Below are 21,305 nucleotides of genomic sequence, written 5' to 3'. Positions count from 1 at the left end.
GTCAAGGGCCTGCGGCCCGACGCTCAGCGCGTCCCTTGGTCACCGACGGTTCCGCTGCGGCGATGTCGCCTGATCGAACGGCGGACACCACCCCCGAGATCATCCACTCGATCGCACCGAACGCGACGTCGTCGTCGAGCCCCCACGCGCTGGCGAGCCGCTCGTAGGTGGCCGGACTCCACACCGTGTCCAGCAGGCCTGCGGCGATGCGCTGCTGCACGTCGGTCAGGTCGGGGGCTTCGGCCTGTACCGCGTGCAACAGGGCGGCGCGCCGCCGCTCGTCGGCCCCGAGGAATGCGGGACTCTGCGGGGTCCGCACCGTCTGCTCGACGGCGAACCGCCGCAACGACGCGATCAGCCGTCCCGTCACCTCCGCGATGGTGCCGAGTTCGACGTCGTCGTAAGTGATCCCGGCTTCGTCCTCCAGCCGGGCCATGACGGCGTCGTGCAGCTGACGCTCGGTGGGGAAGTGCCGGTAGACGGTGCGCTCGCTGACGTCGGCGCGTTCGGCAACGGCCCGGAACGTCAGCCCGTCCCAGTCCCAGCTGGTGAATTCACGCACCAGGGCGGCTCCCGCCGTCACGATCCGGTCGCGGGTTTCGGCGACCCTGCGGCGTCGGGCGGGGCTGTTGTACGGGCGTTTTGCCTGTGGCGGTGGCGGTGAACTCACGTCGGTCTCAGATCGGCCGTTCGACGTCGTCGATCGTCTGCGAGATCAGGGTCCGCAGTTCCCCGTGGCCGGTGGAGATGTCGAGTGCGTCCTCGAGCACCAGCATCCGGCCGACACACGCCATCAGCACCGACACGACCGCGGGGGTGCGCCAGTCACCGGCGGCACCGTGTTCGCGCAGGATCGTGTCCAGCGCGGTGATCTGAGCATCACGCCAACGCTCCGCCCACAGCGCGATCTCCGATCGAATCGCCTTGCGGTGGTTGGCAAGTGCCATGAACTCCATGAGCAGCCGCGCCCCGCTCGGTTCGCTGGCCTCGTCCCACAGCGCGTGCAGCGGCTGGTCCGACGCCAGCGCCTCCTGCTGCCTGTCGAGGTTGACCTGCGCGCCCTCACGGAACACCGCGAGGTAGAGCTCGTCCATGTTCGGGAAGTAGTAGTGCACCAATGCGGGTTTCACGCCGGCTCGCGCGGCCACCCGGCGCGACGTGGCGCCCGCGTAGCCCTCTTCGAGCATGATCTGCATCGTGGCATCCAGCAGCATCCTGCGGGTGACCGAATCACCCGCCGTCGACTTGTCGGACGCGGCCATGGGTTTCCATTGAACACCACGTCACGCGGCTCACAGCGTTTCCCGAGGAAGCGAATTCAGCCGAACCAGAAACGTCACAGCCCAATTCCAGTCCGTCGTAGGTTGGCGTCCGCACCATCGCGGCATGAACGAGATCACCCGCACCACGACGCCGAAGGGCGTCACACGGATCGGCATGGTCCTCGGCGTCGGCGCAGCCTTCGCCATGGGCGTATTCGGCATCGGGCACAGTTCGCCCGCACACAGCTCGTCGCTCGCGGGGTCGGGTGACGCCCCGGCGAACACCACCTACTCCCAGCCGGTGGTCGCCGGAATGAACATGGGGGCGACGGCGACCTGGGCGCCGCCGGCGACGACCGAGGCGACCGCCATGGCGGTACCCGCGATCAAGGCGCACTGATGATGAGTGCACGCGCAGTCGTGCTGTGGACGGCGGCTGCGGCGACGGCGACGGCCATGGCGGCCGCGGTCCCGGCCCATGCCGCGTCGCCTCCGTCGGTGACGGGCCAGACTTACAGCGCGGCGTCGTCCAAGCTCAGCGACGCGGGATTCAAGCCGGTCGTGTCGACGACGGTCGGCGACCAGAAGGCGTGGCCCGACTGTCTCGTCTCCAACGCCACCGAGCAGACGATGCCGCCGCCGCCGAACTCCTCGGGGTCGCCGACCAACGAGGTGCGGGTGTCGCTGAACTGCTACTCGGCGGAGGCGTCGGCCACCGGCGCCGGATACTCGGCCGCGAGCCCGGAGGGCAGGGTCATCGCCGCGGAGAAGGCGAAGGAGGCCGCCGACGCCAAGGCCGCGGCAGCCAAGAAGGGTTCGTAGTCGCGCCGTTCAGCCGACCACCGACGGGCGGCCGAACCGAGCGCTCACGCCGGGCGAGTACAGCCCGCGCAGCGGAGCTCCTGCTGTCACGACACCTGCCGCTGCCACCAGATCGCTTGTCACGTCGACGATCTCAGCAGTGTGCAGCGGCCACTCCTCGTGCTCGTTGGGCACCCACCACGTCCTGCCCGCCTTGCGGGTGTGCGCACCCCACCGCGCCGTCAGCCAGACCTCGAGCGGGGTCGGCTCGATCCGCCCGCCGACGTCGACGACGATCCGGCTGCGCAGTCCGCGGCGCGGCAGCCTGCGCACGCTGTCGTAGGTGATGCGGTCGCCCGCCCTGCTCATCCGCATCCGAGCCCACGTGTAGGGCGTGCCCAGCGAGATCCGCGCGGCGGGCACCACCGCCAGCCGCTCGGTCTCGAGCGAGCTGAACAGCACGCCGTGCCGTCCCGAGTCGTCGGTCGAGTACAGCCGGACGTTGGTCTCGAGGAAGTAGCCGAAGTACGGGATCGGTCGCGGAACCGCCACCGCCAGATCTCTCATCGAGAACGGGATCAATCCGACGTACGTGACGCCGTCCACGACGTCGGGCCTGGTGCCCGGTGGGAAGAAGTGCGCGACGGCAGCGGGGTCCACCGGCCAGTGCACGAACGTCAACTCCGCCCAGCGCTGGGCGCTGAACACCGGCGACGGGAGTGGCGGCGGGGTGACCGGGTAGTCGGCCAACATCCCGCGATCTTGTCACTTCCCTCGGCGAGCGTGCGCGTTGGTACACCAGTGCCCGGCGTGTCGTGCGCAGACACGCACGCTCGCGGGGGAACAGTAACCCCCATGGCGGCGGAGTCGTTCTTCAGCGGCGCGACGCAGGCGTTCGAGCTTCTCGGTGTCGGCGCGATGGCGCTCGGGGCGGGGTTCTCGTTCGTGCTCGCGGCGATCGCGTGGAAGCGGACCGGGAGCGGAGAGCGGGCGTTCAAGACGCTGCGCAACACGTTGGGCGGCGCCATCCTGCTCGGCCTGGAACTGCTGGTGGCCGCCGACATCGTCAAGACCGTGACATCGACACCGTCGCTCACCGACGCCGCCGTGCTCGGGATGATCGTGCTGATCCGGACGGTGCTCAGCATTTCGATCGAGATCGAGGTGGACGGCGTCGCGCCGTGGCGCAGGGCGCTGACGTCGGGCGCTCAGGTGATGGCCAAGTCGACTAGGGACGCGACGAGCTAGCCCGGCGCCTCAGCATCTTCTGCGCGAGCCTGCCCTCTTCCTTCTTCGCGTCGGCCAGGACGGTGTTCCTGGTGAGCGCCAGCGCGAGCAGCACATCGAACGCGGTGATGAACAGGCCCCACCAGTACATCCAGCGCAACGTCGGATCCGGCTGGGCGGCGAAGTAGCCGAACAGGAAGATCGGGCCGACGATTCCGAAGACGAACATCATGGCCTGAAGGCGCAGGTAGATCCAGAACGTCGACACCTGATCAGACCTCGGTGGACGAACTGGCCGGGTCGATGAGGATCTTGGCGTGCCGTTCCGGATCCCCGAGCGCGCGGAAGGCGGCGTCGACGCCGGAGAGGCCCACGGTACCCGTGACGAGTGCCGACGCGTCGAGTTTGCCGTCGGCCAGCATGTGCAGCGTGTCGCGGAATTCCAGTGGCGTGTAACCGAATACGAAGCGCATGTCGACCTCCTTGCTGATCGCCATGGCGGGTCGGAAGGCGTCCTCGCCCATGCACACGCCGACGACGACCACCCTGGCGCCGACCGGTGCGGCCGCGACCACGCCGTCGATCATGCCGGGGACCCCGACGCATTCGAAGATCACCGACCGTTTCGGGCCTGCGGCCCCGAGCGTGTCCGCCACCCGGTAGAGGTGCGCCCAGCCGGGCACCTTGCGCAGCTTCTCCATCGAGCCCACCCCCAGCTCGTAGAGGTCGGGCACGTGGGTCAGCACGCCCTTCTTGGCGGCGAGCACGTCGTACGGCGACTCCTTGGCCGGGTCGACGACGACGTCCGCGCCGCACCGCACCGCCAACGCCCTTCTGCCGGGCGAGAAGTCGCTGGCGATGATCGTATCCACGCCCATCGTCTTCAGGTGGCAGATGACCGCCAAGCCAACCGGACCACACCCGACGACGACTGCGACGTCGCGCTTGCCGACCTCGCTGCGCCGCACGGCGTGCAGAGCGACCGCCATCGGTTCCGTCAGCGCGGCGGTGTCGGCGTCCAGCCCGTTCGGTACGACGAAGGTCATCGCCGCCTCGGCGAGCACCTGCTCGGCGTAACCGCCCGGCGCGAGCGGCGACAACCCGGTGAGGTGCACACCGCCGTTCGCACGCAGAAGCGGGAACGCGACGACGAGCGCACCGGTTTTGAACTCCTTGGCGGTACCGCGGCCGCGTTCGGCGACCACCCCGCAGAACTCGTGGCCCATGACGACTGGGGTGTCGTTGCGCATGAAGTCGTGGTAGCCGACCGACTCCATCACGTCGACGAGTTCACCCGCGTGATCCTTCGCGTGCAGATCCGACCCGCAGATACCGCATCGGCGCACGTCGAGCAGGAGCTGCCCGCGGGCCGGCTGCGGCGACGGCAGATCGACGACGGAAAGTTCACCTTCCAGACAGCTAACGGCCTTCATTGTCGATTCCTTCGCTCGGTTCCCTCGCGTCGAGCATGTCAGAGCGCCCGATCGCAGGCGAGAGGCCTCGGCACCGAACGCACGACTGGTAGCCACGCGGGCCGGGTGTGATCAGGGAGTGATTCAAGCAACAGTCAGGTCTCGTTACCGAGCGGGCTATGCGGGTACGCCTTCTACGTGGCGCAATCGCGCTAGTAAACCAACACAATAGAAGTGGGTTCGAAAAGGTATGCCGTCAAAGGACATCACCACACTCATCGCACAGCTCCGCGCCGTACTGGAGCTTACGCACACCGAGATCCAGATCGCGGAGACCCGCGTCGCACAGGCCCGCACCGAGGCCGTCGAGCGCGAACTGACGCAGAACGCCGAGCACGCCGCCGAGCGCGCCCTCATCATCGCGTCGACGATTCGCGAACTGGGCGGCTTCCCGAACGTCGTCGCACCGTTCATCGGTCGTGCCGCCGCAGCGTTCAAGGCCATCACCGAGCAGGCTCAGCCGTTCGACGAGGCGCTCCTGGGCGACCTCGCTCTCGAGCACGAACTGCACGACCGGTCGCGCTACATCAAGGCCCTTGCCGTCGCCGCGCAGAACAAGAACGTCGAGGCGCTTGCCGACAAGCTCATCGACGCGCACGCAGCGACCATCGACTGGCTCACCACCGTGCTGGCCGAGGACGCGCTCGGCGGCCCCGCCGCTCTGCGCCGCTCACCCATGCAGGCCGCAGCCGGTATCGCCGTGAAGGCCGCCAATCTGCCGGTGCAGCTGTCGACGCGCGGACTCGACCGCGTCATCGACGCATTGCGCAGCACCCAGTCGTCGGCTGAGGAACTCGTCGACCGTGGTGTCCGGGCACGCGACGTCGCATCGAAGGCGTTCACCGCCGGGCGCGACGCAGCGCTGGAGACCGCCGAGAAGGTCACCCGTGACGCGGGTGCCGAGGACGCCGCGGACGCGCTTCACTCGCTGCGTTCCTCCACCGGAACGGTGCAGGCCGATGAGTTGCCGATCGCGGACTACGACGAGCTGAACGTCAGCCAGGCGGTTGCGGCCATCAAGGACCTCGAGGACCCCGCCGATCTGCGCACCGTGATCGCGTACGAGGAGCAGCACAAGAACCGCCAGGGCGTCGTCTCGGCGGCGCAGGTTCGCGTCGCGGACATCGCCCGAGAGGTGGTCGGCGTCTAAACCCGCCGAGCATTCACACGCCGAACCCCGGTCGCCCTCGTGGCGGCCGGGGTTTCGCGTGTCAGTCGGTTCCGCGGCCGGTGGTCTGCTGAAGTTCGTCGATCAGCTTCGACGCGTCGGCCTTCGACAGCTCGTCGGGTACCTCGCGGCCAGCCTCCTGCGCGAGGGTGTGCAGGTAACTGCGCTGGGGCCCTGTCATCGGTTCATCGCCCGTGGCCCAGTCGGCCGGATCCTTCTCGGGCGTCTCGTTCGGTGCTGGTTGGGTGGGGTTGCTCATGGAGGCTCGTCTACCCTCGCACACGTGTTCGAAACGCGTGAAGTCGCGTGAACCGACAACGGGCGCCGTCGAGTCCTGTCAGGATCGCCGACATGGAGCACTTGTCGGCGTGGTTGGGTGCGGGCGTTGTCACCGCGGGGGTATCGGCGGCACTGCTGGCCGGAGCCGGGGTCGCTTGCGCCGATACCGACTCGGGGTCGGACGGCGGCGGCACGAGCACCTCCGATTCCTCGAAGCCTGCCGCGAGCGCAGCGGATTCGACGACGCCGGATAAGCCGGACAGCACGCCGTCCAAGCCCGCTTCGAGCGTCGGCGAAACGGAGTCGACGCAGGACGACGCCGACGAGGTCGAGAGCCCGGCGAGCACAGGCGAGGACGCTGACGACGCCGACGACGCCGAACCCGCCGCAAAGCCCGTCAAGCGCGGCACGACGAAGAAGAAGCCCGCCGACGTCGACTCGGCGGCCGCGACCGTCGCCAAGCCCGCCGGCACCCCCGAGCCCGCGACGTCCGAAGCCGCCGAGGCCGCCGAGCCGACCGAGGTCGCACCCGAGGCGCCCGCAGTCATCGAGGCCGCCGCGTCCGACGTCGCGGCCAACACCAAGGCGGCACCAACGGCGTCGCTGGTCTCCGCCCGCGCCCTCATGGCTCCCGCCGTCGCCCCACCCGCCCCGTCCCTGCTGGGCATCGTCGGCTCGGTGATCGCGAGCGTCGTCGTCAACGTCGGATCGATCGCCCTGACGGCGCTGCAGGCGGTCGAGGCCCTGGCGTCAGGCCCGCCGGTGCTACCGCCCGGCAGCACGGTCACGGTCCGCGACTCGTGGATCACCCTCGGCAACGGCCAGCGCATCGCCGCCAACTGGTACTACCCCGAGGGCGACACTCCGCCCGACCGCCTCGTCGTGCTGCAGCACGGCTTCCTGGCGCTCGGCCCGATGTACAGCTACACGGCCGCCAACCTGGCCGAGCGCACCCACAGCATCGTCGTGACGCCGACGATTCCGTCGAATCTCTTCCTCGGCGACGACCACTGGCTCGGGGGCGCCGGGATGGCGTCGGAGATCGCCGACCTCTTCGTGGGTGACCGGACGGCGCTGACGCGAAGCGCCCTGGACGCGGGTTTCGCGACGCGCTACGGACTGGACCCGGTGACCGCGAAGCTGCCACAGAAATTCGCCCTGATGGGGCATTCACTGGGCGGCAATCTCGTCCCGGCCGCGGCCGGTTTCCTGACCCTCAACGGCGGCGCCGCCGACCTCGTCGGGGTGATCACGCTCGACGGCGTGCCGCTCCCCGGAACCATCGAGACAGCACTGGCTCGCCTCGCCGATTACGAGGCCGCGACCGACCACTACATCCCGATCCGCGAGATCGGCGCGCCGCGGAATCTGTACAACTCCACTAGCACCATCAACGAGGCGCTGAGCTCGGCGCGGCCCGACCATTTCAACGGCGTGGTGCTCACCGACGGCGTGCACATGGACTCGATGCGCGGCGGCAACCCGCTGATCCAGTTCGCCGCCTACGTCGCCGCCGGCTTCCCCACGCCGCAGAACCCGCCCGCGGTCGAGGAACTGGCCGCGCGGTGGCTCGACGAGTGGTTCGGCGGTGACCCGTTCGTGGGCGACGACGTGCTGATTCCGGGCTCGACGTTCGACATCCCCACCCCGAAGGGAACGGCCGAGGCCACCGTCATCGGCAGCCCGCTGGCCCGGCGGTCGCTGGTCGGGCCGTTCGCGGCCCATGCGCCCACGGACATCCCGCCCGCGGACGCGTTACTGACCGCGCTCGCGGTGTAAACCACGGGCCAACTAAGGCAAACCTTCGTTCAGGCTCTACTGTGACCTCTGAAAGGTTCAGGCAGCGTCAGCCGCAAAGGTGGTTCCCGTGAGTAGTCAACTAGCCGATGCCGCAGGGCTGCGCCTTCTCGTGGTCGGGGCGTCGTCGGGTATCGGCCACGCCGTCGCCACCGCCGCCGCCGAGCGCGGCGCGAAGGTGGCCGTCGCCGCCCGCCGGATGGAGCTGTTGACCGAGCTGGCCACCAAGATCGACGGCTTCGCGTTCGAACTCGACGTCTCCGACACGCCTGCTGCCGTCGCGAGCACGGTCACGGCGGCCGCCGAGGCGCTCGGCGGGCTCGACGCGGTCGTGTTCACCAGCACGGTCATCCCGTTCTCCCACATCGAGGACACCGACGTCTCGACGTGGATCCACGCGTTCAGCGTCAACACGCTCGGCGCCAACCACGTCGTCAGGGCCGCACTGCCGCACCTGTCCGAGAACGGCGTCCTGCTCGTCGCATCGAGCAACGACGTCGGCAGGCCGCGGGCCGGTGTTGCCGCCTACGGCGCGAGCAAGGCCGCGCTCGACGAGATCCTGCTGGCCTGGCGCAGCGAGCACCCGAACCTGTCGATCGTGCGCGTGGGCATCGGCCCCACCCAGGACACCGAGATCCTCCGGGGCGCCGACCGCGATCTGCTGGCCCAGCTGTTCAAGTCGTGGGTCGAGCACGGCCAGCTGCCCGCCCAGATGTCGGCGTTGAACGACGTCGCGAACACGCTGGTGTCCCTGGTGACGCTGTCGTACGCGAACCCGACGGTGGTGCCGGAGAGCGTTCAGCTGGCCCCGAGGATCCGCAGGTAGCGCTCAGTCCGGCAGCAGTGGGCCGCCGGGCCGTGTCGTCGTCGCGTGCACCAGGAGTTCGGCAAGCTCCCTCGGCCGACTGAGGAACGGCGAGTGCGACGCGTCGATCGTCAGCTGCTCGACGCCGAGACGGCGCGCGACGGTATCGGCGAGCCACCGCGGCATCGACCGATCCTGTTGGCAGAGAATGAAACTGCGCGGCAGGTCTGCCGCCCAGAAGTTCGGCACGTGCACCGGCGAGACCGTCGTGTCGCCGAAGCGCTCCGGCCCCAGCCGGTCGAACGCCCAGCGGGCCGTGGTCTCGTCGCAGTCGTGGTAGAAGTACTTCCACGCGCCCTCGAAGTCGGCGAACGTCATCGCCCCGTCCTCGGCGAAGTGCAGGTAGCTCAACATCTCCCCGACGTCGCCGTTCAGATCACCGTCCTCGGCGTTGCCCATCGTCATCGCCTCGGTGTAGCTGCGGCCCTCACGCGGCAGTGCGGCGGCGAGATAGACCACGTGGCTGACCTTTTCGGGCGCGACGTCGATACCGAGGGTGGCGTCGAAGCCACCGCCGGAATGCCCGACCACGACGTCGCCGTCTTCGATCACGGCCGCGACCGCCTGGCGTCGGTTGGCGAGCGTCGACTCCTCGTCCACCCGCGAACCGTGGCCGGGCAGGTCGACGGCGACGGCGTCGTGCCCGAGACCCTCGAGTTCGGCGACGGTGCGATCCCAGCACCACGCCGCGTGAAAACCACCGTGCACGAATACGAACCGCATGAGTTACCGCCTTCCGAGCGGCAGCTTAGCCACCGCCGGACAGCCGGGCGTCCAGAACATCTGGGGTGACGGGGAAGTCACGGCGGGGTTTCGACCGGCGCAACGGGGTACTCACACCCACCCGAGGAGAGGACCGGTAGACGATGACGGAACCCGATGACCGCCAGGTGGAGGAACACCTGGCTGCCGAGGAGGACGACGGCTCGGCCGAGCTGCAACCCGAGGACGGCGGTGCCGCACCAGCGGGCGCTACGACTCCGGAGAAGAACGAGGATCCGTAGGGTTCACCGCCGAGCCGGTGTGACGAAGACCTGCGCTGACCACCCCGGGGCGCCCGGTATTTTGCACCCATGGTGACGGCCGGTTCGGTGATCGCGGGTTACCGCGTCGAACGGCTACTCGGGGTCGGCGGGATGGGCAGCGTCTACCTGGCACAGAACCCGGAACTCCCCCGGCTCGACGCGCTGAAGCTGCTCACCGGCGAACTGTCGCGGCAACCGGAGTTCCGGGCCCGGTTCATTCGCGAGGCCGACGTCGCATCAAAGCTCTCGCATCCCAACATCGTGTCGGTGTACAGCCGCGGCGAGGCCGAGGACGGATCGCTGTGGATCGCGATGCAGTACGTCGACGGCACCGACGCCGACGCCGCACTGAAGTCGGGGACCATGACGCCCGCACGCGCCATCCACATCGTCGCCGAGGTCGCCAAGGCGCTCGACTACGCCCATCAGCACCACGTCGTGCACCGCGACGTCAAGCCGGGCAACTTCCTGCTATCCGGCCCACCGGGCGTTAACGAGCGAGTGTTGCTGGGAGACTTCGGAATCGCGCGAGCACTCGACGACGTCGGGCTGACGATGACGGGTTCCGTCGTGGCCACCATGGCCTACGCCGCCCCCGAGGTGCTGTCCGGTCACCCCTTCGACGGCCGCGCCGACATCTACTCCCTGACCTGCACGCTGTTCCGACTGCTGACGGGTAAGACCCCGTTCTCCGGAGCCAACGGACCCGCCGCTGTGATGATGGCGCACCTGCACCGGCCACCGCCTCGTGTCACCGACCTCGCGCCAGGTCTTCCCCCCGCGCTCGACGGTGTCATCGCAACCGGCATGGCGAAGGATCCGGCGCTGCGATTCCGGTCGGCGCAGGAACTGGCTTTCGCCGCGAGCGCGGCACTGCGAGACCACACCGGCACGGCACCGTTGGCGGCCGTGCCCAGCAGCGAGGTCAGCTTGTATCCACAGCGCCAGGCCGACGGCGGGTGGTGGCAACCGGAATCCGGCGGGCGCACGATGCTGAGCCCCGCCGGTGCGCCGACGCAGATGCGCCCTCCCCCAACATCTCCCACCGTGCCTCGCCGTCGGCTGTGGATCATGGGGGTCGCCGCCGTCGTCGCCCTCGTCGCCGGCGGCACCACCGCGGCCGTGCTGCTGGGCGGCTCCCCCGAGGAGCGCGCGGCCCCGGTCGACCCCACGACCTCGTCGACGCCGCCTACCCCGACTGCGCCGCCGGTAGCGCCCACCGTCGCGGCATCCGCGCTCGGCGGCTTCCTTCCCACCGGGGAGTCGGTCTCAGCCGCCATCGGCGGGGGCGTCCTCACCGAGCGGCCACCGGCCCCCATCCCGTTCGACAACTCGTCGTACTTCACCTCCGACGCCCAGTGCATTGGAGCGTGGTCGTCGGCTCAGAAGGCGACCTACGGCGGCAGCGGATTCCAGGGCTTTCAAGCGCGCACGGTGTTCGACCAGTCCACCACCGGCTACTACGTGACGAACGCGACCGTGGCCGTCGCGACCTTCCCCAGCGCCGAGCGGGCCGAGGACTTCCGCGCCGCGCAGCAGGCGGCGTGGGCACCGTGCGCCAACCGCACGCTGACGCTCACCATGCCCGCGGGCTTCACCCGCGACGTGCAACTCGGCGCAGTGTCCACCGACGCGGCGGGCATCCTGACGCTCCCGCAGACCTGGCCCGATCTGCCGCAGCAGGTGTGCCAGCGCGCCCTGGCGGTGCGCAACAACGTCGTGGTAGACGTGCACGCCTGTGCCCAACGCCCCGCGGATCCGGTGAATCCGGACGACGCGGCGACTATCAGACGGCTCAATCCGGGAGTCGCGGTCGCGAACCTGGTCCTGACGAAGATGGACGGGAGCTGACGATGTTCTCCGCAGGATCGGTGGTGGCGGGCTATCGCATCGAAAGACCGCTCGGCGCAGGCGGTATGGGCACCGTGTACTTGGCGCAGAACCCGACGCTGCCCCGCTTCGACGCGCTGAAGGTGCTGTCCGCCGAACTGTCGCGCGACCCGGAGTTCCGCGCTCGGTTCGTCCGCGAGGCGGATGTCGCATCCGGGTTGTCCCACCCGAACATCGTCTCGATCTACCGGCGCGGCGAGACCGAGGACGGTCAGCTGTGGATCGCGATGCAGTACGTCGACGGCACCGACGCCGACGCGGCGCTGCACGCCGGCCGGATGCCACCGGCCCGCGCGGTGTTCGTCGTGTCCGAAGTCGCCAAGGCGCTGGACTACGCGCACGCCCGCAACGTCGTGCACCGTGACGTCAAGCCCGCCAACTTCCTGCTGTCCAACGAAGGCGGCATCGAGCGAGTCCTGTTGGGCGACTTCGGTATCGCCCGTGCGCTCGACGACGTCGGCCTGACGATGACCGGCGCCGTGCTCGCGACCGTCGCCTATGCGGCACCGGAGGTGTTGGCGGGCATGCCGTTCGACGGACGCGCCGACCTGTACTCGCTGGGGTGCACGCTGTACGGCCTGCTGACCGGCCGCGCGCCGTTCGCGGACTCCAACGGTGTACCCGCGGTGATGATGGCCCACCTCGAGACACCGCCGCCGCGGGTGACCGACAGGATGCCGGGTCTGCCGCCGGCGTTGGACTGGGTGATCGCCACCGCGATGGCCAAGGACCCGGCGCGACGGTTCCAGTCCGGTGCCGACCTCGCGGCGGCGGCGTCAGCGGCGCTGGCCGGACAGGACCCCGCGACGATGGTCCGCATGCCGATGCCGGTGCAGCAGTGGTGGCAGCCGGGCGAGAGTCCACGGACGGCGATGGCAGCGCCTGTTCAGCCGATACCGTTGCGCCGCAAGCGCAGCGGAGCGTGGATCGCCGCGCTCGCGGCGGTGGTGGTGCTGGCGGTGGCGGGAACCGTGACGGCGGTGGTGGCGACCGGCGGATCCAACGACACCGCACCGACGACGTCCCGGTCCCCGAGCACGTCGGCGCTGCCCGCGGTTCCCCTGAACGATCTGAAGAGTCTCCTGCTCACCAACGCCGAGGTCAACAAGATCATGGGCGTGGACATGGAGAAGGTCACGGAGGGCGCCAGGATGGGCACCGACGGTGGCAACCTGCAGGACCGCGACTGCGTCGGCGCCTTCGCTCCGGGCCAACAGGACGCGTACGCCGGTTCCGGGTACATCAGCACCGCTCAAACGGGTTACGTACGGCCCAACGCCAACGAGATCGGCCTGCTCTTCCAAACCTTTCAAGCCGTGGTCGGCTTCCAGAACGCCGACGGGCCACAGGCCTACTTCGAGAAGGAGGTCGAGGAGTGGCAACGCTGCGCCAACCGCACGCTCACCTTCACGCCGAACGGCAACACCGTCCAGATCGTGGTCGGCCCGATGACCGACACGGGTGACCGGATGATCACTCAGACCCAGACGTTGGAGAACGCCCAGGGGTGGACGTGCGTGCGGGCTCTCGCGCCGAGGAACAACATCGCCATCGACACCTTCGCCTGCTCGGCGAATGACGCTGCGGCTCAGGTCGTCTCGGTCACCAACGAGATCGCGAAGAAGATCGCCGCGGCGTGAACGGCGCTACTCGGGGTACTTCGCGTTGATTCCGTCGGCGATCGCAGCGGCGTAGTCGCCCGCCTTCACCGTGTCGGGACCGCACACCGCGACGTCGATCACGGTGTTGTCCTTCGCGAGGATGCCCCTCCCACAACCGAATCCGTCGCCGCCCTCCTGGGTGCGGGTCAGGACGTCGACCCCGTTGACGTACCGGGGGACGTCGACGGCCCAGTTGACCTGCATGTCGGCGACTTTGAGCGTGAGCGGCTTCCCACCGCAGTCCTTCCACGCGTCAACCTGGTCGCTCACGTACGCCGTCGCGTCGGCACCGTCGCCGAACGCGATGATCGCCTGATCGAGCCGGCCGGCGGACATGTCGGCCGGGTCGGCGAGCCGCTGTCCGAGGACACCCTGGTAGCCCGATCCCCGATACACCGGTTCGACCGCACCGAACATCGCGCCGAAACAGGCCGGATCGGAGATGGTGTCGTCGGGCATCTGCTCGAAGGTCTGGTACGGAACCAGCATCTGCATGCCCGGTACCCCCATGATCTCGCCGATGTCCGCAGGGGGCAGGACCAGGCTCGGCAGCTGGTCGATCTTGATCAGCCTGTCCGACTGCGCGGACGTGTTCGAGGGCGTCTGCGCGGCGGTCTTCGCATCGGCGTAGTGCCCGTCGCCGTCCACACTCCTGGTGCAGGCGGACAGCGAGGCGGCTACGACGACAGCGGCGAGCAGCGCGGCACAGCGGGAGACGACGATCATCAGTGTCGAGTATTCCTTAGTCGCAGACCCCTGGCGGTCGGCTTTTTTGTCGTACCCGCGTGCCAGTACGGGGTCATGTCCACGGCGGCAGCGTCTTACGGGCCCGACCTCAGTCGCGGCGAGAGGCTCGACGCGTTGTTCGCCGAGCTCGCCGAGATCACCGGGCAGCGCAACGCCCTCGACGGCCGCATCGTCGACATCGTGGCCGAGATCGACGGCGACGGCGTCTACGGCCTCTGGGGAAACACCGGCTGCCGATCGATCGCCGCACTGGTCGCCTGGAAGACCGGCTGCTCCCCGCGCAACGCCGAGACCGTCGTCGCGGTGGCGAAGCGGGCTGCCGAGTTCCCGCAGTGCACCGACGGGCTGCGCGAGGGCCGGCTCTCACTCGATCAGGTCGGCGCGATCGCCGAGAACGCCGGCGACGGTTCCGACGCCCACTACGCCCACCTCGCCCGGAGTGCGACCGTCACCCAACTGCGCACGGCGATCAGCCTGGAATCCACACCCGACAAGCCGACACCCGAACCGAAGCGGTCGATCACCAAATCCGAGCACGGGGACCACACCACGTGGAAGATCACCCTCCCCGAAGCTGGACGCCGCCCGCTTCGACGCCGCGCTGGGCTCGCACCGCGACGCGCTGATCGCCGACTGGAAACGGGATCACGCCGACCGCGAAACCGGGCAGACCCCGCCGATGCCGACCGCGGTGGACGGGTTCCTGAGCCTGGTCGACGCCGGCTGGGACGCCGACGTGGAGCGTCGCCCGCACGGCCAGCGCACCACCGTCGCGGTCCACCTCGACCTCGACCAACGCTTGGCCGCCCTGCACCTGGGGCCGCTGCTGTCCGACGAGGAGCGCCGCTACCTGCTCTGCGACGCCACCTGTGAGGTGTGGTTCGAACGCGCGGGCCGGGTGATCGGCACCGGGCGGGCCACCCGCACCGTGAACCGCCGCCTGCGCCGCGCTCTGGAGCACCGCGACCACGGCACCTGCGTGGTGCCCGGCTGCGGAGCGACGCGAGGATTGCACGCCCATCACATCGTGCACTGGGGGGACGGCGGACCCACCGAACTGGACAATCTGGTCCTGGTCTGCCCGTACCACCACCGCCTGCATCACCGGGGTGTCATCACCATCGGTGGCGACGCCTACCACCTCACCGTCACCGACCGCCGCGGCCGAATATTGACCAACGCCTCCCTCGCCCGGCCACCGACGACACCCCCACCCGCGGTCGCCCCCTACAAGGGTCCGACCGGCGAACGCGCCCACTGGTGGTGGTACGACCCCTTCAAACCGAACCCACCACCGACGACCAACTAGCCGGGATCGCCTGCAGGCGTTGCTCACTCAGCTCCGCAGCAGCACGTCAGCGTAGTCGTCCTACCCGCCGGAGCCGTCCCCGCCCCCGTCGGAGGCCTTGTCCGTCTTGTCCTCATCCGTTTTGTCCGTGACCGCCTCAGCCGGCTTGGCGGTGTCACCGGGGGTGGACTGTCCGGTAACCGCGCGCACCAGACCGTTCACGCCGTCCGCGACGTCCTTGAAGGTCTTGTTGATGCCGGCCTGGCCGTCCTGAGCCGCCTTGTTCAGCTCCTCGGCGGCGTTCTTCACGGCCGCCGGGCTGGTCGTCGTGACCTTGACGGGCTTCTCCGGGTCGACAGGCTGCTGATCCGTCACCTCGGGGTCGCTCATCGATGCGGACTCGGCAACCGGCTCCTGCGTCGGGGCCGGATCGGACGCCTCGATGCCGGAGTTGCGCTGCGCCAGGGTGTTCGGGGCGGGCTCCTCCGACAGTGCCGCAGCCGGAACTGCGGCCTGCACCGCGGGGGTGGTGAAGGCCGACACGTCGACCAGGTCGGTCAGCGGGCTCGACGCGCCCGCCGCGCCGGGCAGGTTGAGCCCGAGCAGGTTGGCGATGATGCCGAGCGGGTTGACGACCGGCGTGCTGCCCACAAGGCCGTCGGAGATCGCCTTCTGGAATCCGGCCACCAGTTGGACGAGGAGGTCGCCGGGCACCTGACCCCAGTCGACGTTCGAGGGCAGCGTGCCGAACGGGGTGATCACGTTGCCCTGATCCAGCGTGCGGTCGTACACCGGGACCCCGTTGACGACAGTGCGCTCCACGTCGGTGTAGCCGAGGTTGGTCAGCGTGGTCAGGAAGGGCTCGAACGCCGTCGCGATCGGGTTGTTCAGATTGGCTCCGGTGAACAGGTTGATCACGTCGATCGGGAGCCTGACCGGTTCCAGCAGCGGCAGGGCGTTGTTGACCGGGAGCGTCAGGTACAGGTTGAGCGCGAGCGGACCACCGGTGTTGCCGAGCGCCGCGGCCAGCTGCGGCGTCAGCTGTCCGTCCAGCACCTCGGTGACGCTCGCTGCGTCCACGCCGCGCAGGATGTACGTCGGGAAGGCAAAGGCGGCAAGTGAATTCGCCAGCGACACGGGGTTCGGCCAGGCTGGTACGTCCGACAGCGGGTCGTACTCGACGGTTCCGTCGACCTTGATCGGAATCAGGTTGGCGTCGCCGATCACGATGCCGGTGTTCCCGACCGGGATGCTGAGCCCCGTGCCGTCCGAGCTGCTGCTGACCGCGGTGTCGGGCGTGACGGTGTCGATGCCGAGCAGGCCGGCCTGCGGGTAGAAGCGCGCGAACAGGCCGCCGTTTGCGCGACCGGGGTTGCGCAGCAGGATCATAGGCAGGATGGTGAGGCTGCCCGCCAGGGGGTCGGTGCCCACGTTGTTCGCACCGCCGGGCTGATTGGCGAGGTCCGCGACGACCTGCGGGTAGGCCTGCCCCGCGGCGAAGGCGCCCAGACCGAAACCGATGACGATGGGAACGCGGACGTCGATCGCGCTGGCGTCGCCGAAGATGCCCTGGGCGGTGAGGATCAGCGGATCCAGAATGAGCCTGTCGGCCGCCGTGACGCCGGGCAACGTCTTCAGGGTCTGCAACACGGCGACCGGGCTGATCCCGAGGTACGGCGTGCCGTTGATCTCGCTGGCGACGGAGTTGGGGAAGCCCGGCACCCAGCCGAGATCGATACCCAGGAACTTGAGCAGGCTGAACGGCGGTCCGGTGGTGATGATGTTCAGGCCGGGGGTGGGTCCCGTCAGACCCAGCGGGTCGTCGAGGTTGAGCCCGAGCAGCGACAACAGCGCCGCCACGTTGGTGATACCCGCGTTCGACAGCACTCCGCCGATGACGGGGACCTGATCGACCGGGATCGTCACGCCGGTGAGGGCCGAGACCAGCGCGTTGCCGAGCGCGGTGTTGATCGCGGTCTCGGGATCGACGCCGAGTCGCTCGAGCACTCCGGCCAGGTTGACGTTGTTGAGGAAGGCGGTTTGCAGCTGCGCGCCGTAGGTCTGGAACGCCTGGTAGCCCTGCGGACCGAGGCCGAAGGTGAGGTCCGGGATCGACGCCGGGTCGGGGGCTCCCGGTGCAAGTTCCATCGGCGGCAGGCCCGGTGCGCCCGTGGTGGAGGCGGCGAGGGTGACCGGCAGCTGGTATGAGTTTGCCATCGGCAAAGGAGCGGCGCCGACGACGAGGGCGCTAGCCGTTGCGGTAGCGACGCTTACCGCGGCGACTCGCTTGGCCTGTCCGAAGTGCTTAAGTCGCTTAGATGCCATGTGAACAGTCCATTCGCCGCGTTCCTCAGGAATTACCCAGAAACGTAACACCCGGAGTTGGCGATGAGAAGCGATAGCTGCCAAAACTAACTGACGTTAGCGTCAGACTTTTGCTGTTTGCTGGCAGCAACGCCCACGGCGCTCTTCGATGAGTGCGGCCCGGAGTGCATCAACAGTGTTTCGGATGGCCTGCCGTGAAGACGGACGCTAGACACGTGAACGTATGATCGCGCAGGGCAACTCATTCCTTTTTACTGGGGATATGTCGAAGTTCATTGACGGTCTGTCCACACTGGTCATACGCTCTTGTCAGTTATGTCCGTGCATCCGCCTGCGACGGCGGGATTTGGAAGGCGAGAGATTGATGAACGCGAACAGCACTGCTCCCAGCGTCTTCGACTCCGGCCTACCCACGTTCAGCTATGACCTCAACGCCACTCCGCATGACGTCCTCGACGACGTCCGAGACGCGCAATCGCGTTCACCTATCGCAATCGGGCCGCTCGGTCCGGAGATACTGTCCTATGAGATGGCTCGCGACCTATTGCGCGACAACAGATTCCGCCTACCACCCGGAGTCACCCTGGCGGCACAAGGCATCACGTCAGGGCCGTTGTTCGACAAGATGGCGAACAGCCTCCTGGGCCTCGACGGTGCGTCACACGTCCGGTTGCGCAAGCTGGTATCCAAGGCGTTCACTCCTCGTGCGACCTCGCGTCTTCAAGACACGATCCGCGACGTCGTCAACGGGTTGATCGACCAGGTCGCGGACGCCGAACGGTGCGACGTCGTGACCGACATCTCGTACCGGTACCCGACCCCGATCATCTGCGCGCTGCTCGGTGCACCCCCCGAGGACTGGCAGATGTTCGCGGACTGGACAGAGGAGGTTTTCAAGGCCCTCAACTTCCAGCCTGACGTCAACTTCGACGAGGCCGCGATCATGCGCGCGTGGAGCGAACTCGACGCCTACGTCGACGATATGGTCGCGGCCCGACGAGACAACCTCAAGGAAGACCTGCTGTCCGAACTCATCCGTGCCGAAAGTGACGGCGACCGACTCAACCTCGACGAACTCCGCATGCTGGTGGCCGGATTCCTGATGGCCGGAACGGACACGACGCGAAACCAATTGTCGGCGTCAGTGCAGGTGCTGTGCGATCATCCGGACCAATGGGCGAAGTTGCGCGACCAACCAGAGCTTGCGATGCAGGCCGTTGAAGAAAGCATGCGCCACTCGCCCGCAGCCTGCATCGTGCCGCGAGCCGCCGCTGACGATGTCGAATTCGGCGGCTTCTTGTTCCCGGCGGGAACGCTCGTCGTCGTCAACACCTTCGCCGCCAATCGAGATCCAGCGATCTATGACGATGCGGACCGCTTCGACATCGCGCGCAACGACGTTCCCGCAATCCTCACGTTCGGTGGCGGCGCGCATTACTGCCTAGGGGCGAACCTCGCACGCCGGGAACTCGCGGAAGCACTCACAGTCCTTACGCGTCGCCTTCCGGACGCTCACCGCGTTGGTCCGGCTCCGTGGAAGCCGTTGCTGGGAATGACCGGGCCGTCGACTCTTTCGATTGAGTTCACCAGCGCAAGGGTGGTGACGGCGAGTGCGTAGTCGCGGCTGGGCAGGTTCGACGCCCTCTTCGGACGAGGAAGCTATTTCGCGCATCCTCAGTGCGGTGGACGAGGAGGTCGCCGAGAACGGAGCGGCGATACGTCTCGCCGACGTCGCCCGCAGGCTCGGGGTCACACGCCAGACGGTGTACCGCTACTTCCCCAATGCCGACGCATTGCTCATGGCCAGCGGGATGCGGGCCGTCAACGGATTCATCGACCAGGTTGCCCACCACGTCAGCGGCCTCGAAGACCCGGTCGCCGTGGTGGTGGAATGTATTGCTTTCGGAGTCGAGAACCTCGTCGGCGATCCGCAGCTGGAAAGCCTGCTGACTGCGCGAAATGACGGCGAAGCCGTCACGTCGCTATCCTCCGACACGGCAATCTCGGTCTGCTTAACCGCATTTCATCAACTCGAGGTCGATTGGGAACTTCACGGCTTCGATGCCCTCGCCCTCCGTGACCTTGCCGAGATGACCTTGCGCACGGTGCAGTCCATGCTGACCGATCCTGGCGAGGAACCGCGTGAGGGACTCGCGTTGCGCCGCTTCGTTGCTCGATGGCTCGGTCCAGCGATCCTCTATCCCCGGATGGCGTCGCTGTCGATTTACGATCGATGGGAACGGCCTCCACATCCGGAGGCGGTCGCGGACTGTGGGCACAGGAGGAGCTGACAGGCGCAGAGCAGGCAATAAAACAGCCCCTCACCTGCGTCAGCAGGCTCGGGGCTATGGCGGTGGCGGAGGGATTTGAACCCTCGGACGGGGGTTACCCGTCACACGCTTTCGAGGCGTGCTCCTTAGGCCGCTCGGACACGCCACCGCGGGGCAGCTTACCGGCAGTGCCCGGCCTCGCCCTAATCGGCCATCGCGCTCACCGACCGCTAGCGCTGTCGCGCGAAGAACTCCGTCAGCAGGGCCGAGCACTCGTCGGCCAGCACTCCGCCGCGCACCTGCGGGCGATGCGTGAGCCGCCGGTCGCGCACGACGTCCCACAGCGATCCGACCGCACCGGTTTTCGGCTCCCACGCCCCGAACACCAACCGCTGCACGCGCGCCAGCACCAGCGCGCCGGCACACATCGTGCACGGCTCGACGGTCACCGCCAGCGTCGCGCCCTCGAGCCGCCAACCGTCGCCCACCACGCGGGCGGCCGCCCGCAGCGCCAGCACCTCGGCGTGTGCGGTGGGGTCGCCGGTCTCCTCACGGGCGTTGGCGGCGCACGCCAACTCGGTGCCGTCGGCGGCGAACACCACCGCACCGATGGGAACGTCACGGGGGTCGGCTGCTGCCGCTACCTCGAGAGCCCGCCGGATCAGAGCCTGGTCGCCCGAACTCACTTACTGATCTTGTCGAGCACCGCCGACAGTTCGTCGCCGAAGCCCATCTCCTGCGCGATGCGGCTCAGCTGCTCGTCGGCGTACTCGTCGTCATCGAGGATGATGCTCAGCACACCCTCGGAGAGGCCGATGTCCGAGAGCACACCCAGATCGCCCTCCTCGAACGGATCCTCGTCCTCGAGGTCGTCCAGGTCCATGCTGGCATCGAGTTTCTCCAACACCTGCTGGGCGATGTCGTAATCCAGCGCCGCGGTGGCGTCCGAGAGGAACAACCGGGTTCCCGAGGGGGCGGGTCGCACGATCACGAAGAACTCGTCGTCCACGTCGAGCAGCCCGAAAACCGCGCCCGCGCTGCGCAATTCCCGCAACTCCGTTTCAGCGGAGGTGAGGCTGCTCAGAGCGCCTCGGCCCATGGGCGAGCAACGCCACTTGCCGTCCTCCCGCACGACCGCGACACCGAAGCCCTCGGGGAGGTCGCCGGCCTTGCCCTGCGCCTGCGATCGCTGTGCTCCCATGGCGCTAACGCTATCCCTCTTCCAGAG

Annotated in this window: 22 protein-coding genes, 1 tRNA gene and 1 pseudogene; 12 read left to right on the top strand and 12 right to left on the bottom strand. The window is 68.3% G+C overall.

Translation table 11 applies throughout. From position 1 onward, the window contains the following. Position 1: 1 nt before the first annotated feature. A complete protein-coding gene (locus tag NM203_RS27365) occupies positions 2-670 on the bottom strand; it encodes a TetR/AcrR family transcriptional regulator (protein ID WP_255063741.1) in 669 nt (222 codons plus the stop codon). 7 nt (positions 671-677) lie between these two features. Continuing rightward, entirely contained in the window at positions 678-1,262 is a 585-nt protein-coding gene (locus tag NM203_RS27360) for a TetR/AcrR family transcriptional regulator (protein WP_255063740.1), read from the bottom strand. Positions 1,263-1,386: 124 nt separating this feature from the next. Between NM203_RS27360 and NM203_RS27355 the strand changes: the two genes are divergently transcribed. Both NM203_RS27355 and NM203_RS27350 read left to right on the top strand, forming a co-directional pair. Then, positions 1,387-1,662 carry a hypothetical protein gene (locus tag NM203_RS27355; protein ID WP_255063739.1) on the top strand — a complete coding sequence of 92 codons (276 nt, stop codon included), beginning with the start codon at positions 1,387-1,389 and terminating at the stop codon, positions 1,660-1,662. Next, positions 1,662-2,084 carry a hypothetical protein gene (locus NM203_RS27350; protein WP_255063738.1) on the top strand — a complete coding sequence of 141 codons (423 nt, stop codon included), beginning with the start codon at positions 1,662-1,664 and terminating at the stop codon, positions 2,082-2,084. Before NM203_RS27355 ends, NM203_RS27350 begins: the two co-directional genes overlap by 1 nt. Before the next feature lie 9 nt (positions 2,085-2,093). Here the strand turns inward: NM203_RS27350 and NM203_RS27345 are convergent, their stop codons facing one another. Next, positions 2,094-2,816: a YqjF family protein gene (locus NM203_RS27345; RefSeq protein WP_255063737.1), complete on the bottom strand. Its 723-nt coding sequence runs from the start codon at positions 2,814-2,816 to the stop codon at positions 2,094-2,096. A gap of 102 nt (positions 2,817-2,918) precedes the next feature. Here NM203_RS27345 and NM203_RS27340 point away from each other — a divergent pair, with 102 nt between their 5' ends. Further along, a complete protein-coding gene (locus NM203_RS27340) occupies positions 2,919-3,311 on the top strand; it encodes a DUF1622 domain-containing protein (RefSeq protein ID WP_255063736.1) in 393 nt (130 codons plus the stop codon). On the opposite strand, the gene NM203_RS27335 is transcribed toward NM203_RS27340, so the two are convergent. Continuing rightward, positions 3,292-3,558, bottom strand: a complete 267-nt coding sequence (locus NM203_RS27335; protein ID WP_255063735.1) for a hypothetical protein — start codon at positions 3,556-3,558, stop codon at positions 3,292-3,294. The genes NM203_RS27340 and NM203_RS27335 overlap by 20 nt on opposite strands. 4 nt (positions 3,559-3,562) lie before the next feature. Then, positions 3,563-4,723 (bottom strand): zinc-binding dehydrogenase, encoded by a 1,161-nt coding sequence (locus tag NM203_RS27330; RefSeq protein ID WP_255063734.1) that lies wholly within the window; start codon positions 4,721-4,723, stop codon positions 3,563-3,565. Between the two features lie 229 nt (positions 4,724-4,952). Here NM203_RS27330 and NM203_RS27325 point away from each other — a divergent pair, with 229 nt between their 5' ends. Further along, positions 4,953-5,912: a DUF8129 domain-containing protein gene (locus NM203_RS27325; protein ID WP_255063733.1), complete on the top strand. Its 960-nt coding sequence runs from the start codon at positions 4,953-4,955 to the stop codon at positions 5,910-5,912. Positions 5,913-5,973: 61 nt separating this feature from the next. Here the strand turns inward: NM203_RS27325 and NM203_RS27320 are convergent, their stop codons facing one another. Continuing rightward, complete coding sequence (locus NM203_RS27320) at positions 5,974-6,189, bottom strand: DUF3072 domain-containing protein (protein WP_255063732.1); 216 nt, start codon at positions 6,187-6,189, stop codon at positions 5,974-5,976. Positions 6,190-6,281: 92 nt separating this feature from the next. Here NM203_RS27320 and NM203_RS27315 point away from each other — a divergent pair, with 92 nt between their 5' ends. Beyond that, a complete protein-coding gene (locus NM203_RS27315; RefSeq protein WP_255063731.1) occupies positions 6,282-7,988 on the top strand; it encodes an alpha/beta hydrolase in 1,707 nt (568 codons plus the stop codon). Between the two features lie 88 nt (positions 7,989-8,076). Continuing rightward, positions 8,077-8,832, top strand: a complete 756-nt coding sequence (locus tag NM203_RS27310) for an SDR family oxidoreductase (protein ID WP_255063730.1) — start codon at positions 8,077-8,079, stop codon at positions 8,830-8,832. Positions 8,833-8,835: 3 nt separating this feature from the next. Here NM203_RS27310 and NM203_RS27305 read toward each other — a convergent pair whose 3' ends face one another. After that, positions 8,836-9,594: an alpha/beta fold hydrolase gene (locus NM203_RS27305; RefSeq protein WP_255063729.1), complete on the bottom strand. Its 759-nt coding sequence runs from the start codon at positions 9,592-9,594 to the stop codon at positions 8,836-8,838. Positions 9,595-9,737: 143 nt separating this feature from the next. Between NM203_RS27305 and NM203_RS27300 the strand changes: the two genes are divergently transcribed. From NM203_RS27300 to NM203_RS33215, 3 genes are all read left to right on the top strand, one after another. Beyond that, positions 9,738-9,875: a hypothetical protein gene (locus NM203_RS27300; protein WP_255063728.1), complete on the top strand. Its 138-nt coding sequence runs from the start codon at positions 9,738-9,740 to the stop codon at positions 9,873-9,875. A 69-nt stretch (positions 9,876-9,944) separates the two neighbouring features. Continuing rightward, complete coding sequence (locus tag NM203_RS27295) at positions 9,945-11,747, top strand: serine/threonine-protein kinase PknH/PknJ (RefSeq protein WP_255063727.1); 1,803 nt, start codon at positions 9,945-9,947, stop codon at positions 11,745-11,747. Positions 11,748-11,749: 2 nt separating this feature from the next. Beyond that, positions 11,750-13,426 carry a serine/threonine-protein kinase PknH/PknJ gene (locus NM203_RS33215; RefSeq protein ID WP_303625275.1) on the top strand — a complete coding sequence of 559 codons (1,677 nt, stop codon included), beginning with the start codon at positions 11,750-11,752 and terminating at the stop codon, positions 13,424-13,426. A 6-nt stretch (positions 13,427-13,432) separates the two neighbouring features. On the opposite strand, the gene NM203_RS27280 is transcribed toward NM203_RS33215, so the two are convergent. Next, positions 13,433-14,173: a sensor domain-containing protein gene (locus NM203_RS27280; protein ID WP_255063726.1), complete on the bottom strand. Its 741-nt coding sequence runs from the start codon at positions 14,171-14,173 to the stop codon at positions 13,433-13,435. Between the two features lie 75 nt (positions 14,174-14,248). Between NM203_RS27280 and NM203_RS27275 the strand changes: the two are divergent. Further along, a pseudogene (locus NM203_RS27275) lies at positions 14,249-15,503 on the top strand (HNH endonuclease signature motif containing protein). A gap of 60 nt (positions 15,504-15,563) precedes the next feature. Here NM203_RS27275 and NM203_RS27270 read toward each other — a convergent pair. Continuing rightward, positions 15,564-17,699, bottom strand: a complete 2,136-nt coding sequence (locus NM203_RS27270) for an alpha/beta hydrolase family protein (RefSeq protein ID WP_255063725.1) — start codon at positions 17,697-17,699, stop codon at positions 15,564-15,566. 472 nt (positions 17,700-18,171) lie between these two features. Between NM203_RS27270 and NM203_RS27265 the strand changes: the two genes are divergently transcribed. Together NM203_RS27265 and NM203_RS27260 are read left to right on the top strand one after the other, a co-directional pair. Further along, a complete protein-coding gene (locus NM203_RS27265) occupies positions 18,172-19,425 on the top strand; it encodes a cytochrome P450 (protein ID WP_255063823.1) in 1,254 nt (417 codons plus the stop codon). Continuing rightward, positions 19,418-20,098 (top strand): TetR/AcrR family transcriptional regulator, encoded by a 681-nt coding sequence (locus NM203_RS27260; RefSeq protein WP_255063724.1) that lies wholly within the window; start codon positions 19,418-19,420, stop codon positions 20,096-20,098. The genes NM203_RS27265 and NM203_RS27260 overlap by 8 nt, the downstream gene beginning before the upstream one ends. A gap of 57 nt (positions 20,099-20,155) precedes the next feature. Here NM203_RS27260 and NM203_RS27255 read toward each other — a convergent pair. The 3 genes from NM203_RS27255 to NM203_RS27245 form a co-directional block, all read right to left on the bottom strand. Then, a tRNA-Ser gene (locus tag NM203_RS27255) sits at positions 20,156-20,246 on the bottom strand. Positions 20,247-20,307: 61 nt separating this feature from the next. Beyond that, complete coding sequence (locus tag NM203_RS27250) at positions 20,308-20,763, bottom strand: nucleoside deaminase (RefSeq protein WP_255063723.1); 456 nt, start codon at positions 20,761-20,763, stop codon at positions 20,308-20,310. Then, positions 20,760-21,278, bottom strand: coding sequence for a tRNA adenosine deaminase-associated protein (locus NM203_RS27245; RefSeq protein WP_255063722.1), 519 nt, complete (start codon positions 21,276-21,278; stop codon positions 20,760-20,762). The genes NM203_RS27250 and NM203_RS27245 overlap by 4 nt, the downstream gene beginning before the upstream one ends. Between the last annotated feature and the right edge of the window lie 27 nt (positions 21,279-21,305).

The organism is Mycolicibacterium arenosum (assembly GCF_024320865.1).
Taxonomy (GTDB): Bacteria; Actinomycetota; Actinomycetes; order Mycobacteriales; family Mycobacteriaceae; genus Mycobacterium; species Mycobacterium arenosum.
Note: the sequence above shows the minus strand (reverse complement) of the source record. Positions and strands in the feature narration are given on the sequence as shown.

Excerpts from the sequence above, each read along its gene's own strand:
- NM203_RS27350 (WP_255063738.1), top strand. The coding sequence starts at position 1,662 with ATGATGAGTGCACGCGCAGTCGTGCTGTGGACGGCGGCTGCGGCGACG.
- NM203_RS27265 (WP_255063823.1), top strand. The coding sequence starts at position 18,172 with ATGAACGCGAACAGCACTGCTCCCAGCGTCTTCGACTCCGGCCTACCC.
- NM203_RS27270 (WP_255063725.1), bottom strand. The coding sequence starts at position 17,699 with ATGGCAAACTCATACCAGCTGCCGGTCACCCTCGCCGCCTCCACCACG.
- NM203_RS27360 (WP_255063740.1), bottom strand. The coding sequence starts at position 1,262 with ATGGCCGCGTCCGACAAGTCGACGGCGGGTGATTCGGTCACCCGCAGG.
- NM203_RS27345 (WP_255063737.1), bottom strand. The coding sequence starts at position 2,816 with ATGTTGGCCGACTACCCGGTCACCCCGCCGCCACTCCCGTCGCCGGTG.
- NM203_RS27300 (WP_255063728.1), top strand. The coding sequence starts at position 9,738 with ATGACGGAACCCGATGACCGCCAGGTGGAGGAACACCTGGCTGCCGAG.
- NM203_RS27355 (WP_255063739.1), top strand. The coding sequence starts at position 1,387 with ATGAACGAGATCACCCGCACCACGACGCCGAAGGGCGTCACACGGATC.
- NM203_RS27245 (WP_255063722.1), bottom strand. The coding sequence starts at position 21,278 with ATGGGAGCACAGCGATCGCAGGCGCAGGGCAAGGCCGGCGACCTCCCC.
- NM203_RS27305 (WP_255063729.1), bottom strand. The coding sequence starts at position 9,594 with ATGCGGTTCGTATTCGTGCACGGTGGTTTTCACGCGGCGTGGTGCTGG.
- NM203_RS27340 (WP_255063736.1), top strand. The coding sequence starts at position 2,919 with ATGGCGGCGGAGTCGTTCTTCAGCGGCGCGACGCAGGCGTTCGAGCTT.
- NM203_RS27330 (WP_255063734.1), bottom strand. The coding sequence starts at position 4,723 with ATGAAGGCCGTTAGCTGTCTGGAAGGTGAACTTTCCGTCGTCGATCTG.
- NM203_RS27320 (WP_255063732.1), bottom strand. The coding sequence starts at position 6,189 with ATGAGCAACCCCACCCAACCAGCACCGAACGAGACGCCCGAGAAGGAT.
- NM203_RS27280 (WP_255063726.1), bottom strand. The coding sequence starts at position 14,173 with ATGATCGTCGTCTCCCGCTGTGCCGCGCTGCTCGCCGCTGTCGTCGTA.
- NM203_RS33215 (WP_303625275.1), top strand. The coding sequence starts at position 11,750 with ATGTTCTCCGCAGGATCGGTGGTGGCGGGCTATCGCATCGAAAGACCG.
- NM203_RS27315 (WP_255063731.1), top strand. The coding sequence starts at position 6,282 with ATGGAGCACTTGTCGGCGTGGTTGGGTGCGGGCGTTGTCACCGCGGGG.
- NM203_RS27325 (WP_255063733.1), top strand. The coding sequence starts at position 4,953 with ATGCCGTCAAAGGACATCACCACACTCATCGCACAGCTCCGCGCCGTA.
- NM203_RS27295 (WP_255063727.1), top strand. The coding sequence starts at position 9,945 with ATGGTGACGGCCGGTTCGGTGATCGCGGGTTACCGCGTCGAACGGCTA.